Origin of the sequence: Alicyclobacillus sp. ALC3 (genome assembly GCF_028751195.1) — a bacterium.
GTDB lineage: Bacteria > Bacillota > Bacilli > Alicyclobacillales > Alicyclobacillaceae > Alicyclobacillus_L.
Genome location: NZ_CP066784.1, coordinates 4,899,489 through 4,914,213 on the forward strand (window position 1 = coordinate 4,899,489; position 14,725 = coordinate 4,914,213).

At 50.3% G+C, this 14,725-nt stretch carries 17 protein-coding genes; 13 read left to right on the forward strand and 4 right to left on the reverse strand.

Translation table 11 applies throughout. From position 1 onward, the window contains the following. Window positions 1–303 precede the first annotated feature (303 nt). The 4 genes from JC200_RS23325 to JC200_RS23340 all read left to right on the forward strand — a co-directional run bounded on the left by JC200_RS23325 (window position 304) and on the right by JC200_RS23340 (window position 3,196). Complete coding sequence (locus JC200_RS23325) at window positions 304–1,146, forward strand: lytic transglycosylase domain-containing protein (RefSeq protein ID WP_274434115.1); 843 nt, start codon at window positions 304–306, stop codon at window positions 1,144–1,146. Between the two features lie 135 nt (window positions 1,147–1,281). Then, window positions 1,282–1,602, forward strand: a complete 321-nt coding sequence (gene trxA, locus JC200_RS23330; RefSeq protein ID WP_274434116.1) for a thioredoxin — start codon at window positions 1,282–1,284, stop codon at window positions 1,600–1,602. A gap of 36 nt (window positions 1,603–1,638) precedes the next feature. Beyond that, window positions 1,639–2,661, forward strand: coding sequence for an NADH:flavin oxidoreductase/NADH oxidase (locus tag JC200_RS23335; protein WP_274434117.1), 1,023 nt, complete (start codon window positions 1,639–1,641; stop codon window positions 2,659–2,661). Window positions 2,662–2,797: 136 nt separating this feature from the next. Next, entirely contained in the window at window positions 2,798–3,196 is a 399-nt protein-coding gene (locus tag JC200_RS23340; RefSeq protein ID WP_274434118.1) for a Fur family transcriptional regulator, read from the forward strand. A 2-nt stretch (window positions 3,197–3,198) separates the two neighbouring features. Here JC200_RS23340 and JC200_RS23345 read toward each other — a convergent pair whose 3' ends face one another. Beyond that, window positions 3,199–3,792: a DedA family protein gene (locus JC200_RS23345; RefSeq protein WP_338000222.1), complete on the reverse strand. Its 594-nt coding sequence runs from the start codon at window positions 3,790–3,792 to the stop codon at window positions 3,199–3,201. A gap of 1,006 nt (window positions 3,793–4,798) precedes the next feature. Here JC200_RS23345 and JC200_RS23355 point away from each other — a divergent pair. The 9 genes from JC200_RS23355 (at window position 4,799) to JC200_RS23395 (ending at window position 11,268) form a co-directional block, all read left to right on the forward strand. After that, on the forward strand, window positions 4,799–5,317 hold the full coding sequence (locus tag JC200_RS23355; RefSeq protein WP_274434120.1) for a DNA topology modulation protein: 519 nt from the start codon (window positions 4,799–4,801) through the stop codon (window positions 5,315–5,317). A 270-nt stretch (window positions 5,318–5,587) separates the two neighbouring features. After that, entirely contained in the window at window positions 5,588–5,821 is a 234-nt protein-coding gene (locus tag JC200_RS23360) for a hypothetical protein (protein ID WP_274434121.1), read from the forward strand. Window positions 5,822–6,027: 206 nt separating this feature from the next. Further along, window positions 6,028–6,756, forward strand: a complete 729-nt coding sequence (locus tag JC200_RS23365) for an FUSC family protein (RefSeq protein ID WP_274434122.1) — start codon at window positions 6,028–6,030, stop codon at window positions 6,754–6,756. 12 nt (window positions 6,757–6,768) lie between these two features. Next, window positions 6,769–7,032: a hypothetical protein gene (locus JC200_RS23370; RefSeq protein WP_274434123.1), complete on the forward strand. Its 264-nt coding sequence runs from the start codon at window positions 6,769–6,771 to the stop codon at window positions 7,030–7,032. Window positions 7,033–7,174: 142 nt separating this feature from the next. Continuing rightward, window positions 7,175–8,032, forward strand: coding sequence for a hypothetical protein (locus JC200_RS23375; protein WP_274434124.1), 858 nt, complete (start codon window positions 7,175–7,177; stop codon window positions 8,030–8,032). Window positions 8,033–8,653: 621 nt separating this feature from the next. After that, on the forward strand, window positions 8,654–9,844 hold the full coding sequence (locus tag JC200_RS23380; protein WP_274434125.1) for an MFS transporter: 1,191 nt from the start codon (window positions 8,654–8,656) through the stop codon (window positions 9,842–9,844). Then, window positions 9,834–10,070 carry a hypothetical protein gene (locus JC200_RS23385; RefSeq protein ID WP_274434126.1) on the forward strand — a complete coding sequence of 79 codons (237 nt, stop codon included), beginning with the start codon at window positions 9,834–9,836 and terminating at the stop codon, window positions 10,068–10,070. The genes JC200_RS23380 and JC200_RS23385 overlap by 11 nt, the downstream gene beginning before the upstream one ends. Before the next feature lie 140 nt (window positions 10,071–10,210). Then, entirely contained in the window at window positions 10,211–10,555 is a 345-nt protein-coding gene (locus JC200_RS23390; protein WP_274434127.1) for a hypothetical protein, read from the forward strand. Window positions 10,556–11,028: 473 nt separating this feature from the next. Further along, window positions 11,029–11,268: a hypothetical protein gene (locus JC200_RS23395; protein ID WP_274434128.1), complete on the forward strand. Its 240-nt coding sequence runs from the start codon at window positions 11,029–11,031 to the stop codon at window positions 11,266–11,268. 1,165 nt (window positions 11,269–12,433) lie between these two features. Here JC200_RS23395 and JC200_RS23400 read toward each other — a convergent pair. The 3 genes from JC200_RS23400 to JC200_RS23410 form a co-directional block, all read right to left on the reverse strand. After that, window positions 12,434–13,003, reverse strand: a complete 570-nt coding sequence (locus JC200_RS23400; RefSeq protein WP_274434129.1) for a hypothetical protein — start codon at window positions 13,001–13,003, stop codon at window positions 12,434–12,436. A gap of 365 nt (window positions 13,004–13,368) precedes the next feature. Beyond that, window positions 13,369–13,686: a hypothetical protein gene (locus JC200_RS23405; protein ID WP_274434130.1), complete on the reverse strand. Its 318-nt coding sequence runs from the start codon at window positions 13,684–13,686 to the stop codon at window positions 13,369–13,371. Beyond that, entirely contained in the window at window positions 13,667–14,287 is a 621-nt protein-coding gene (locus tag JC200_RS23410) for an MFS transporter (protein ID WP_274434131.1), read from the reverse strand. Before JC200_RS23410 ends, JC200_RS23405 begins: the two co-directional genes overlap by 20 nt. Window positions 14,288–14,725: the final 438 nt, after the last annotated feature.

Genomic DNA, 14,725 nt, shown 5'->3' on the forward strand with positions numbered 1-14,725 from the left:
TGTGTTCAAGGCCGGCTTGCCCCTTAGGGCAAGCCGGCCTTGTTTTTGTCTCCTCAGCCGTGCTGAAACGCACGCGCGATTGCCGCGAAAACTCACAACCGCCAACAATTCGGCTCCTGCTGGGAGTCATATCCGGCGGACCAGTCCACGTACAATGGTCACACAGCTTGACTTTTCAAACAGACAGACAGACATCGGAGAGCTGAACTACGCCTCAAAGGGAGCGCAGGTGAGTAACTTCTAATTCATTTTTGCCGTACTCCCGGCCCATCCGTTTCGAGGCGAAGGAGGGGGATTCAACGTATGCGTCAGAGCAAAGGGATTTTGGCTTTGATCTGTGCCGTATGGATGAGCCTGATTTCGAGCCTGTTTGTGATCACGACGACTGCAAAAGCGCAAACGACTGTGACCGTACATAGAGGCGACACCCTGTGGGCGATTGCCGTGCAACACCACACAAGCGTGGCACAGTTAGAGCACACGAATCATCTCACCACCGACATCCTACAAATTCACCAACGTCTCGTGATGCCGCCTCATGATGCGACACGTTTCAGTCCTATCCCGAAGACCCGTTACGTCGTGAAGCGCGGCAACTCACTTTGGGCGATATCTGTGCAGTATGGGGTAACGGTCTACCAACTGGAATCTTGGAATCATCTTCACTCCAGCGTCATTTATCCCGGTGAAACCCTGTGGATCCGTACATCACGAGCAACGTGGCACGACGTTCGACCAGCGAAGTCAACGCCGCAGCGGCAAGTGAACACAATCAACCGCGGCATCCCCCTGCGCTTTATCTCTGTGTATCAGCAAGCCGGCAAGCGCTACGGCATTCCCTGGACAGTACTGGCAGCTATCCATCATATAGAGACCAATTTTGGTACAACGTCTGAAATCAGTGTAGATGGGGCAGAAGGACCTATGCAGTTTATGCCGTCAACATTCGCAGAGTATGCCGTGACAGCTCCTGGACACCCCGGACCTCCGAACATTAACAACGTCTACGACGCAATTTGGACCTGCGCCCACATGTTGGCGGCCGACGGGTACCGCACCAATCCGACCGGCGCCCTGTACCTATATAACCACTCGATGTTCTACGTATCTGATGTTCGCCGATTAGCGAACGAATATGCAGCCTAAATCAGCGAATTTGACAGTCACCCGCAATCTACGTACTATATTAATGTAAGTGGATATAGGTTAGGAAGCAGTTTACATCGAGGTCGAGAATGCCTGACCCGGACACTTCACGATTTTCGCAGGGAGGGGAAAATTTTGGGCACACAAAAGGTTACTGATACAACATTCGCTGATTTCATCGGGGGCGATAAGCCCGTATTAGTTGATTTTTGGGCAAGCTGGTGTGGACCGTGTAAAATGATGGCCCCTGTTCTGGAAGAAGTCGCCGATGAATATCAAGGGCAATTGCTTGTCGGAAAACTCGACGTCGACCAGAATCCGCAAACCACTGAACAGTTCGGCATCATGAGCATTCCGACGCTGCTGTTGTTCAAAGACGGCAAAGCAGTGAAGGAAATCGTCGGTTACAGGCCAAAAGCCGACCTTGTGTCGCAGTTGTCCGGAATTGTTGGATAAACTAGCACAGCACTTCACACAGAAAGGACTGCACCGATGTCGCACTTGTTTTCACCCTACACGTTGCTTGGATTGACGCTCAAAAACCGCATTGTAATGGCTCCCATGTGTCAATACTCAGTCACCGAGAAGGACGGCAAGCCCAATGACTGGCATTATACGCATCTGACGAGTCGAGCCATTGGTGACACGGGTTTGGTGCTCTTCGAAATGACAGATGTCGAACCCGATGGGCGCATCACTGACCAGGACCTCGGTCTCTGGTCCGATGAACAGATTCCGGCTTTTAAGCGAATTATTGATGCATGCCACGGATATGGGGCAAAGGTCGGCATCCAAATTGCTCACGCGGGCCGTAAAGCGATGGACGCAACGGAGCCGGTTGCGCCGTCTGCAATCCGCTATGCCGATGAAGGGTACAAGACGCCCAGAGAACTATCCACGGATGGAGTAGAAGCGGTCGTGGGGATGTTCCGTGAAGCGGCTCGCCGTGCAGTCGCTGCTGGTGTTGACACCATTGAGTTACACGGTGCGCACGGCTACCTGATTCATCAGTTCCAATCTCCGCTGACTAACCGCCGTTCTGACCGCTATGGGCAAAACTTGGCTCAGTTTGGTGTGGAAGTCATACGCGCGGTAAAGCAGGTCATGCCGCCGACGATGCCACTGTTCATGCGCGTCTCCGCCGTTGAATATGCAGATGGAGGATACGACATCGACCATGGCATTGAAATTTGCCGTCAGTATCGTGATGCCGGAGTCGACATGTTCCATGTCAGTTCAGGTGGCGAGGGCCATGCCGGTGTCCGCCGCCCAGGCAACTATCCTGGCTATCAAGTCCCGTTCGCCCGGGCGATCAAAGAGGCACTGCATGCGCCGGTGACAGCTGTCGGCATCCTCGAGGATGCTCATTTGGCCGAGTCAGTCGTCGCGAACGGAGATGCTGACTTGGTGGCAATCGGGCGCGGTATGCTTCGAGATCCGTATTGGGCCATTCATGCAGCCCAGGTGCTCGGAGTCAAACCAGAGGTGCCTCCCCAGTACGCGCGAGCATTTTGATCACGATTGTACGGGTGAGTCACGTACTCACCCGTACATTTTGGCTACTTGGTTCCCATACATCTCCTACACAGTTGCACGTACTCCCGTTTGTATTTAGAATGAATCCATCTTTCACATTCGGGGGGACGGCTCCATGTACCGCAACCTTCATCTAACCCCACAGCGCAAGTCTGTCTACGACATAGTCAGCCAATCAGCCGATCATCCGACTGCAGCGGACGTGATGGAACGCTTGCGTCAGGCAGGGCACAAGCTCGCATACGCTACCGTGTACAACTCGTTGCGCTATTTGACAGACGCCGGTGTCATCCAAGAGTTAAGAATGGGGTCTGGAGCTGCGAGGTATGACGCACGTTTAGAGGCCCATCAACACGTGGTCTGCACGCAGTGCGGACGTGTCGATGAGATTTTTGAGGTCATGCCGGCGGGATATGCAGAGGCTATCACGAACGAAACTGGCTATCGCGTCGACCACGTCGACGTCGTCGCTAAGGGAGTTTGTCCGGACTGTGCAAAGTCATCCCGCCACTAGATTCATCGGTCTTCAATCCTAGAGCGCTCACCGGCATCATCAAAACGCTTGCGACGACGTAAGAAACTAATAATGTAAAAGAGCAGAGCCACGACCACTAAGATACTAAGGAAGTTGGCAAAGGGCGCTACGTGCTGCCAATTGTGGCCCAAGTCACTGCCTGCCCAGGTGAGGACGTACACCCAGGGCAGAGATCCCATCGCGCTGTAAATCAAGAATTTGGACACGCGCATTTTCCCCATTCCGGCGGGGAGGGAGATGAAAGTGCGCACAATAGGCAAAACCCGACCGATCAATACCGAAATTTCGCCACGTCCCTGAAACCACTGCTCTGCTTTGTCCAGATGTCTAGAGTTCAGCCTCACATAAGAGCCGTACCGCAGTAGCAAACGGCGCCCACCAAATCGTCCGAGCAAGTAAGCCAACAACGACCCAACCACATTCCCTGCGGTTCCGGCTAAAACAACTCCCCAGAAATTGAAATGACCAACAGCCGCCAGAAATCCCCCAAACGGCATGATGACCTCGCTCGGCAGGGGAATGCAGGCACTCTCTAACAACATTGCACAGAAGATCGCGACATATCCCCACGTCATGACAGCCGATGCGAGCTCGTGCGTCACCCGTCTTCACCTCTCTGCAGGTAATCTTCGACGAAAAGACGCACCTGTGTGCAGAACAGTTCACTACCGTGGCAGACAACTTTGCCGTACGTGGCTGCGCCAGTAAACTCATTCGGGAAGTCACCTAAACGAAAATCACCAACACAGATAGCAGGGTTAAACACTTGCATCCTTTGGGAAGACTGGCGGGCGGTTGACAAAGCACAACATATTCCAGTACAATATCTCGGTTAGCAGGTTGCGCGGGTAACACCAGGATTCAGAGTTCTTGGTAGTGTTTCGCTATTGTTTTGATTCACCAGGCGCGGTCGCGGAACCGCATGGTCGCTTGAGAGGTTGGGCTTGCGACGTTTCTAAACTGAAAACCTGTAAAGCAGTGGGCGGTCACCAAATGGGAGGACCGCCCTTTTCAAAACCCAACGGTGCCATAGCCAAGGGGAGAGTGAACTTGCCGGACTCTGTCGTGATGCGCCTTGTGCATCTCGACGACGTATCACGACTGACTCAGTTGCTGCTGAATTTCGTGGCAAAAAGATTGACGAGCGACTGTTTAAAGCTGCTCTCGTACAAGCCGCCAAAGGCAGATCGTTGGTCAACTTCATCCAGTACTCGGAGAACGAATACTCTGCCCGGAGGTTTAGCAGGAACTCCCGTCCGCTTAAAGTCCGAGCAACTCTCCGCTCGCAAAGAACAGAAAGTCGTTGCTTTGCTGCCCTGTCACAACAGTGGCAGTCGCCGCCAACTATAAGACAAGGAGTTGAGAGTTTTGAAAATGGGTTAATCCCGATGGTGATTCGTGTGCTTTCTCCCGAAGACGCGTCGACGTACAGTGAGCTGCGTTTGCAGGCGTTGCAACACAACCCAGAGGCGTTTACAACCACTCGCTCTATCCTACAGACGGCGTGGGATTGGCAACAGTCTGTGAGGATGACCGCGCCGATGTCAAAGGCGGATTCAGCCAGTGTGGGAGGAAGTTTAAATGAAACAAATCGCCATCATAGGTTCACCCGGGGCCGGCAAATCCACATTTGCTCGTCAACTCGGCGACATTACGGCCATTGAAGTGTTTCACCTAGACAGCTTGTTCTGGAAACCCAGGTGGGTCGAGACACCAAAGTCGGAGTGGATAGAACTGCAACATAGCTTGGTCAAAAGACCCACGTGGATCATCGACGGCAACTATGCGGCGACCATGGATATCCGCATCGATGCTGCAGACACGGTAATATTCCTCGATTTTGCGCGCCGCGTGTGTTTGTACCGAGTTGCCAAGAGAGTGCTTCGTTATCACGGGCAAACCAGACCAGACCTGGGCAAGGAGTGTCCAGAGAAGATTGATGTCGCGTTTCTGTGGTACATCTGGGGATTTCGAAAGCGTGAGCACGAGACAATTGTGAAACGGCTACACGCAGCCAAACAAGCCGGAAAACAGGTGATACGGTTGAAGACGAGACGTGAAGTCGCTGAGTACCTGGCTTTATTGGGTTCACAGCGATAGCTCAAGGACGTGACATCATGAGAGCAACTCGTGCCATTGACATCCCTTATGTAGGAGCCACGTGGGAATACCGTTTGAGAGACGAATGAATCAGGGGACACCCAACACATACTGCAGACACGGTGTACGACTTGTCCGAGATGTCAGGATGATGATACACATTCCAAAACTTTCACACGGGCATTCAATGAGGAGACGTTACCCATACTGCGCTCTCGCGCAGTGTCGAGAAGCACCCCTCGGAGTAGTGCGACATGGGAGTGTCGATTGTTGATCTGGATGTGGGACCGCTTCGTGGCGTCTGATCCTGGACTGGCTCGACTGCAAACGACATTGCGTGCCGCTACCGCAGTCGCAACCACAATCGGTGTCGAGTTCGGGCTTACTGCACTCATGCATGTTGGCGGAAAAGGAGCGATTGTCAGCATGCTACTAGGTGCCATTGTATCAATGATGGGCACGCTCTCAGCATCACGACCGGTATTGTGGCACAAATACGAGTAGCATCGGGATTTCCTATTGCACTCGGAATGGGTCTGGTCGGTGGTACGATCGCAAGTGAAAACACGCTACTTCGAATCAGTCCCGAACGTTCTTTGCGACGGGCACTTAGCGCCTATCGTTCGCGTGCGCGCGTGTTCGCAGGTGTATGTGCTGAATCATTGCGTACTCCCCCGGGACCTGAACGCGAAAAACAACTGAGAAGAGTGATGGCACAACAAATTCAGTTATCTGAGGCCGAGCTCATTGTGGAAGGCTGGTCAGCTGAGGTGCGTTCCCTCCCTGCCGGTTGGTCCGGAGCTACCGTACGCAGATATCTCCTCGATGCAGAGCATGCACTTGACCGACTCGCCGCCAGTTCGAAGTTACTCCTAGCATTAGAATCAGAAATTACCAGTACAGCGGCGGCTGCCGCTGAATTCCTGGCTTTGCGTAATGACGTGTCCTCTGCGAAGAAGGCACGTGACATAATTCAATGTACGGAGCGAACCGAAGATGAGCTTGTCGTTCATCAAAACAGTACAACGGTATTACTGGGCCGTGATCGCGGCCTTTGTCATGTTCACTGGGACTGCAACGCGCTCGGAAACCTTCGTAAAGGGTCTCGTGTTATTGGGACACTCGTTGGTCTTGTTGTTTCGATTTCGGTTGCGGAGTTGACTAATGGGCGCGTCGTATGGGTAATTTCAGTGGTTATCGCATGCATTTTCTGCGGGTTTTACTTATTTCGGATCTCGTATGCGTTCATGATCTTTTTCATCACAATCATGATTGGACAATTGTATAGCGTACTTCATATATTTTCACCGGGACTTCTGGTATTGCGTCTGGAGGAGACGGCAATCGGGGCAGGGGCTGGATTTGTGGTCGCCTTAGTTGTTGTTCCTTTGTCGACTCGAGATACAATACGTGCAGCACGCAACAATCTTTTGGTATAAATTTCGAAGTTCATGCAAAGGTCGGATGAGCGTATCAAAGACCCGTCCACTGACGCGAGCGAACTCGGGTCCATGTGCAGTGAATTGGCTGACGTGACGGTTCGTTGGACCAAAGAGAACGCCCATAACGACCACCAGCCAATGACAGCACAGGCAAACACCGAGCAGATTCTGGTTCATCTCGACGACCCAATCGCGGACCCGGTCCTACGCAAATTGTTACACATACGGCGCCTTTTACCTGACCTCGCGAACAAATCAGACGATCCACTATAAGCCTAAAGGGTTCTATTGTCTAACATGTTCTGGTACAACGAGATTACGTCCGTCTGTACAAAATGTGACTATGCAGTTTGAGACGCAGGTGGGGTCGCGCGTCTCCAGTTGCGCTACTATCGAAACGATTGGTGGGAGGAATTTGAACATCATTGATACAACGAAAGAATTTTTTCAACTGTGGGAACACAATACGCCTTTTACGCTTGGACACTTGGACACCTATTACGGTAGGTTTCCAGACATCTTCGATACCTACTTCAAATCTCACTGTACACGAACGCCAACGAGATTGAATTCAGCGATTGAACGTTACCCTGCCACAGTCGACACAATGAAGCGTTGCGTAGCACTACTGCCGTCGCTCGTGGCCGAAGTGTATGACGAGATGTCAGGACTTTTGCAACATGCACTGCCTATGGAGATTCGACTTCTAGTCGGAGGGTTTGGGTCAAACGCATATGTAACACACGATGGGACTTTGCATTTTGCGGTTGAGTTGCTGCCATGTGAAACTGCCCTTCTGCGTGTGTTAATTGCACACGAAATGGCGCACGCATTTCACTTCCGCCTGTTAACGGAGGCTGGATTCCAGTTCAGTCAGTTGGCATGGGACGGATATACATCGCTGTACTTAGAGGGGCTAGCCACTTTCGTGTCAATGTTGCTGAACCCCGGGTTACCAGAGGCTGCGTATTTTTCATTTGATAATTCTGGAGGAGACTGGGTTTCCTTTTGCCGGAACCATTACGAAGATATAAAGGAGCGTATAAACGATGACCTTCAGCATTGGGATATGGAACAAGAAATTGAGTGGTTTAGGCTTCGCGGCGGGAAAACGTATGGGATGAACCGTCTAGGATACTTCATTGGAACGGAATTCATAAGCTCATGTGTTGAGAGTATTGGCTTAATTGACACTATGAGACTTTGGGGAATGCAGGATATACAACCAGTCGTTCAACATTGGATGAGCGGGACCCCGTATCCTTTTGAGTAGCATAAACAATGCATCCTGGGTGTGACCCATTCTACTCCGTGAGGTCGTGGAGACGGGCGGCTAGGATACTGTGGCTTTATAATGCCAAATGAAGTATCGTCTCAACTGCATGTTCATGCGGTTGATGGGCGATGGCCTTTCCGTCGTACATGAGCAAGCTGGCTGAATATGCTGTACACAGTATGGATTTTATTAGTACAATTTCCATGCTAGGACGTGACGCTCATGTCACGCACAGGTAGGTCTCTATTTTATCTTGTATTGTTGTTATAGTCGTGGAACTGCTCGCGAACGTTGTGAGCATTGTACGTCTCAGTTCCATTCACGCAGTGGGAATGAACTGGGGGTCTACCATCGATGTGTTGGTCGGCTCTTTCTATCAAGGTGGAACGTTAATGGGGATAGGCAGAATAATTGAACTGTTGGAGCGGAAACGATGACAGGATGTTGGGTAAGTGCCCCAGGTGACATCTCAAGTGACGGGCATCATCAAGAAGGACCGTCCTGTCGTTCATGACTTTTTAAGCAGTGGAAACGTAACCATTCAAAGAGTGATTCCGTCACATCCATGTATTTATAGATACAAGATCACCAATACGTGAGTATGAGGTGACAGACCGGATGGACAATTCAAGTATCAAAGTAAATTTGCAGAAATCAGTGATGTTTGGCTCGTTTGCCCTTGGCATCATGCCCTTTTTGCTTCCCGTCTACGGCGTGAGAATCGGGGGAAATGCAGAAACTATCGGAGGACTCTTTTCCGTGGTTGGCTTGGTCAACCTTGTGATCCAACCGCTGGTTGGACGAGAAGTGGACCATTTCGGTCGAAGAAAGTTTTTCGTAGTATCGTTCTTGGTTTATGCAATCTCAATGGTTTTATATTCTTTTGCCTCCACCATGCCTCTCCTTTATGTGGCAAGGGTATTGCAAGGTATCGGTGGGTCTTTCATGTGGACAGCTGCGTACGCCATTATTGGCGATATCACCGACAGGGACAATCAAGGCAAATCAATTGGCCGAGTACAGGGGGTTAGATCCACTGGCAGACTATACGGAGCCATATTAGGATTCATCATTCTCGGCTATTTCCCGCTATTGACGGGCTGGTCGGTTTTGTTTAAGGTCTATGCTTGTCTACTTCTTTACGCTGGATATATTGCCTACAAGTACATACCAGAGACGGTGCCTAAAAAGGAGCCAAAAGGGACAAACGACGTTACTCACACATCAACACACTTTCGTAAGCTACTTGTGGTTGTCTTCATTGGTTCTCTATCGACATCAATGCTAAGCCCCTTACTCATGATATTCCTGCAAGACCGGTTCACCACACATGTCGGCAGCTTAGCCACTGCTTATCTTCCGGCGGCGCTTATTTACGCTTATCTCTCCGTCAGAATGGGCAGACTCAGTGACAAGTATAATCGAATTAGGCTTATTCTCGTCGGTTTGCTCACCTCCGGGATTGTGTCCCTCGGATTTCCGAATAGCCCGAGCATTATTGTCGTATCCGTTCTATGGGCGGTGGAATCTATTGGTGCTGTCATCGCCACCCCAGCTGAAGTGTCACTCGTGACGGATATGACGGGTGCAAATATTCGTGGCACTGCCTACGGGCAGTATTTAGCCACAGTGAGCATAGGAACCGTGATTGGACCCCTTCTTGGAGGCTGGTTATATGACAGATACAATCATTCGCTTCCGTTCTACATCAATGGGCTATTGATGATATTGGACGGCTTTGTAGCAGTATTGCTCCTGAGGAACTACGGGTCTAGTACAGGTGAGCAGCCCACGGCAAGTGCCGAATGACACGAAGCAGGATTTTGTTGTGGACTCGATACCCATGGCGGAGGTGGCGAATGAAAAAACAACGATGGCAGACGGTCGCATTGCCGTGACCAGCGGGTTAGTGGAGCCTGCGGCCGGTGTCATCTATGAAGATGACCTCCTTGATGCACATCAAGACGTTGCTTACCCCATTTCAGGCTTGGTCATTTTGGCTCCAAGAGGCACTTTTTCCGAATGGATGAACTGACAGTACCGGACACAAACAGATATGTTGCTCTAAAGTTCCACGGTATGAATAGGTGGGGTAATTTGGTATTTCGGTAGAGTCAGTAAGACTATCATTATTACATGCAAGAGAGTCGTTGAAAGATGAAGAGGCGGTGTAGTATGGATAGGGCGGACGCGTTAGAAGAACAACGGTACGGTGAAGTATGCCGTGTTCTCACTGAAGTGTTGGAGTTATGGGAAGCTATGAAGCACAGTTCAATGGAAGAGGCCGGTGATGACGCAGACCGATTTCAAATGAAGTTTTATCTCCTCATGGATGCCATTCGTGCGTGGATTCGAGTCGTGGGAAGACGCCCGGAAAACGCGACAGCAACACAATCTGATGAGCGGTTTACGAGACTTATCAGCGCGCTTCCAAGCGAGCTACAGATACCGTTCGAATTAGAACTAGATTCGATGTTGTCGGACGCAGACTACTCAGTGGACAGTACGGAACAAGGGTAGCCACCGCGTGTGAATGAGACTTTGTCAAGCTCATTCGTCTAATAATGAGATGATACCCAACTCCGAAGCATCGATTGAGTGTCACCGGATACATGATTGAGCTCGGGTAAATTAAGCATCATTGTCACGTACCGGACGTTTGAATTGACCTGCGATGGGGCGCTTCTCTTGCATGTTTATAAACACGAGTTGCCGGACACTTACGGTACTACGTGGCGGAAGAATTACACACCTCTCTAGGCGGAAGGAGGCAGTTGAGTCGACGACCACGAAGGACAGAAGTTATTCCTCTTGTGGGCAATTTTTATATGCGTTCTCATTATCACGATACATGCAGTTAGGTTCTGAAATATGCGGGCCCGCTCGAGGGGTGGAATATAATACATATTGCCCCAACGGACAGGTTTTGATCAATTTGGCTGGCTGCTGGTTTGTTATATTCATTGGGGGACCACAAGCATGCAGAATCCATCATGAATTATCTGCTCGCCAAACTCCCCGAACTCGAAGCGAGCAATTTGGCGTGGCTTATCAATTCTCTTTGTGTGATGGGCATTTCTCCTGAGCATCAATTGATATCGAGTGCGAAACACCAACTCGAACAATTGCAACAGGAAGACGGTCATTGGGCTAGTGAAGATGGCAAGTGGCAGGACGTTCATACGACCTTAGAATGTATTCGAGCCATTGAATTCTTTGTACCCTCTGCCTGAAAAATAGACAGTCCTTTGTCGCTAACGGCGGCGAATCCGACAGAAACCTAGCCTCAGAAAAGGTGTATAAAGTCTCTTAGCGTGGGTTTTGCATCATTTTGTCGGCTGTTCCCCATTCTGCTTGCAACTACTGTTATCGCTGGTTTTGTGCTTGCCAATCGCTGTACTTCCTGTATAACTAACTGGTTCAGCAATCAGCAAGTAGGGGCAACGCAATGCAGCAGTTCTGTTCAGAACTAAAAACCGTCGCTCCATAAGAGAGTGGCTGAATACTTGCCATGGAAATGCACTCAAATTGGAACTAAACAAATCGATGTTTTCAGCCATCCAAACGCATAGATGCTAGCGCACAACTAATTGGTTGGCCCGGAATTTCCCAGTGATGAATTGATCGAACCGATTGCCTGTCGAAGTTGCGATAAACTCCCATCGTTATAATTCGTGTTCCTTAAGGTTGTGTAAACGGAGTTTACGATCTGATTCGAATTCTTTACCGCATTTGATATAGACAAGGTTGGAATGTACGCGGTGGCGAGCGTGTTGATAACCTGTGTAAAGTTGATGCCGTGTGTCTGAGCCTCAGGTTGCATACCTATCAGAAGAGTCTTAGCGACTGTTAATGCGTGATTTTCATCATTGACATCGTACTGCACTGAGTTGCCTTTAGCCTTTAGAGCCGCATTGGAACTTTGCCTAGCAGCCGCTAAGGTCTGTTGAAAAGACACGTAGGTATTCGAACTAGCGGGTGAAATCCGTGAGTGTTGGTACAGGACAAAGCCGAGAACTACATTCAACGCTATCGAAATGCTCGCAATCCATAGTAGAATCCGGGTACTCAAATCCCACACCCGCCCTTTCATGAACATGTGAGTAAAAATGCACCAGATCGTTTGTGCCCAGACTATTCGGTTGTGCCTTAGGCGTGTCATTACCAGTATACACTGTGACGGTGACCGCTCCCCATGCCTAAGGGCTGCCTTTAGGCATGGGGAGTGGTCACCGCGTTCAAGTCAACCCTCAAGTAAGTAAACAGTGAAGAGTGGACTGACAATTAAGCCAGCCCACCAATCATTAACGTACAAGAAATCCTCAACAGCAAGGTCGTCCCGGAGAGGCACGTGTTTATTTCGTGCCCCCCGAACACGCTTGACACGCAGGCCAAGTCTCACTGATGTTTCTTCACTGCCGTGTGAACGATGTCCCTGGCTTCGACAATACTGGTTTCAAGGGCAGCGGACACCGTGCCGACGGCTGTTTGACTGACCTCTCGAGCTCCATCAAGAACCCCCTTGACGGCTCGCTCGGACACCAGCCCGACGTCACCGCCAACCTGCGCTGTTGCTGCGATGGTACCTCGTACAATCGAAACAGCGGTCTTACCCAAGTCACCGCCAACTTCGTTGGTGGCTTTAATTGCCCCCTTGGCAGCATGTTCAACAGTGGTACCGAGATCGCCGCCAACCTCATTCACTCCGTGGATAACGCCATGAATCGCATGGTGTACGGCTGTGCCCGCATCGGATCCGAGATCGATTGCAGTGTGAATTGCAGCTCCTGTAATGTCACCTGCTGCCTGCGTCGCCGTGGTTGTTACTTCCGACGTATCGCGCAGGGCGGTGATCACAATTTTCTTGACCGCATCAATGGCTGCGCTGCCAATTTCCCCGGAATTTGTGAGCGTCCCGATTAGAGCTCCTGTCACCAGACTACCTACATGATGATTTTTGTATTGCAAGCTACGCAGCTCCTTTCCGTATCATGGCAGCCACCTTAAGGGAGGACATGCCGGTAGAGCCATCGATCTCTCGTCCAAACATCTGCCAAGAGAATGAACACCCCCTAGTTCCTGCAGTGATTTAACGACAGATCGACGGTTCCCTTGATCGATATTCTCGCTTCGGTGTATAAAGTCCTGTTCTCCTTCGGTGAGGGCAGATGAATTCGTCCGCCCAATTTCATGAGGGGAGTGATAGGTGGCGACTCTTGCTGAACAGGGCATGTGCCTGGAGCGGGGTTTGTAGCCGATTGCGTCAAATGGGTGTGCCTTTACGAGGGCGCTCCCATTTGCCACTTGTTTGTGTCAACTGTGATTGACTACTGTTACATCTCAGTCGCCCATTCCTCAGCGGGAGCAATGGGAACGAAGAGAACAAAGATGACCACTGAAGTAACATGGGCGATGATGAAACCATTAGGCAATCCCCGTTGCGGTTTGTGTTTATTCACCCCGCTGGACATGGTACATGTCTCTATCCCTGATGAGGACAATCGACAAACCGCACCTGCTGCGAGAATGCAGCCGGCAATGATCTGAATTTCGATCGTTCCTTTGACAAATGCGGTACGAGCAATGTGTTGAATGGTCGGAAATATCAGATCGTGAATATAGGGATTTGCCTTAGGAGTAATGCTTGGCAAGCCCAAACTTCCTGCAATCGTTTGCCCAGATGGACAGTGCGATGCCGACGATTCCGATGGGAACATTGATATAGAAAATCGACTGCCAGTTGACTTTTTCAACTAGTACACCGCCGACCAAAGGTCTGATGGCAGTAGCAAGCCCGGATACACCGCCCCAAATACCAAACGCCGTTCCTCGCTCCTTCCCATGGAATTCTGCCGAAATGATGGATAGCGACAGCGACATCATGGCAGAGGCACCCAGACCCTGAAAGGCGCGGGAGAGATTGAGCGTTGTGATATGTGCCAACCCGCCAACCGTAAGATCCCCAGACAGGGCACATAAAAGAGATCCCGGGCTGAAAATCGCGAGCCCTGTAATAAAGACTTTCATTTGAGTTCGAACTTTGATACCCCAAGCAAGTTCGAGCTGCCACTGTGACTTGATGTGTTCCATGACAGACAGCGATGTACAGTAGTACGCGCCATCACGTGACTTTAGATCGTCGATTTCTCCGTCGAGGTGGAAAACGTGAGTTTGGCAATAGTTGATGAAATGGTCGAGCAAGTACCGCTGCTCATTTGGCAGCAGCAAGTCAATACACGGACTTGAATCCAAATAATTTTCGGTACTCGCCTAGATTGGTTGTTGTGTCCATCATGAGTTGATGGAATCTTTGTTTTCCCTTCTCAGTAGCAGGATGCTGTATCGCACATCAGTTCATTGAGTTCCTGTAACTGAAGACACGTGGCTACAGGCACCGCATCACTTCGCAGTTCAGTCGTTCTATACTTCTTTTGCTTGGGGTCAGGAACCGCAGAGGGCAATAGCAAATCAATCAAAAATGTAAACTCATGAATCCTAGAGGTTATGTCGTAATTGCGCGGGATTGCGTGAAAACCTTGGTTTTAAATAGCGAGGGGGGGAGACGTGTCGGATTTTGCAGCGGCTTAACGTGACACAAATAGCTACGATGAATTGCTTAAATTTTTCATATTGAACACAAGCAAACACAGGCATATAATTAACACACGCCTGTATTCACCAGGAATACAT

Coding starts and splice junctions, on each gene's coding strand:
- JC200_RS23335 (WP_274434117.1), top strand. CDS start 1,639: ATGTCGCACTTGTTTTCACCCTACACGTTGCTTGGATTGACGCTCAAA.
- JC200_RS23380 (WP_274434125.1), top strand. CDS start 8,654: ATGGACAATTCAAGTATCAAAGTAAATTTGCAGAAATCAGTGATGTTT.
- JC200_RS23355 (WP_274434120.1), top strand. CDS start 4,799: ATGAAACAAATCGCCATCATAGGTTCACCCGGGGCCGGCAAATCCACA.
- JC200_RS23325 (WP_274434115.1), top strand. CDS start 304: ATGCGTCAGAGCAAAGGGATTTTGGCTTTGATCTGTGCCGTATGGATG.
- JC200_RS23345 (WP_338000222.1), bottom strand. CDS start 3,792: ATGACGTGGGGATATGTCGCGATCTTCTGTGCAATGTTGTTAGAGAGT.
- JC200_RS23370 (WP_274434123.1), top strand. CDS start 6,769: ATGCAAAGGTCGGATGAGCGTATCAAAGACCCGTCCACTGACGCGAGC.
- JC200_RS23395 (WP_274434128.1), top strand. CDS start 11,029: ATGAATTATCTGCTCGCCAAACTCCCCGAACTCGAAGCGAGCAATTTG.
- JC200_RS23390 (WP_274434127.1), top strand. CDS start 10,211: ATGGATAGGGCGGACGCGTTAGAAGAACAACGGTACGGTGAAGTATGC.
- JC200_RS23340 (WP_274434118.1), top strand. CDS start 2,798: ATGTACCGCAACCTTCATCTAACCCCACAGCGCAAGTCTGTCTACGAC.
- JC200_RS23365 (WP_274434122.1), top strand. CDS start 6,028: ATGGCACAACAAATTCAGTTATCTGAGGCCGAGCTCATTGTGGAAGGC.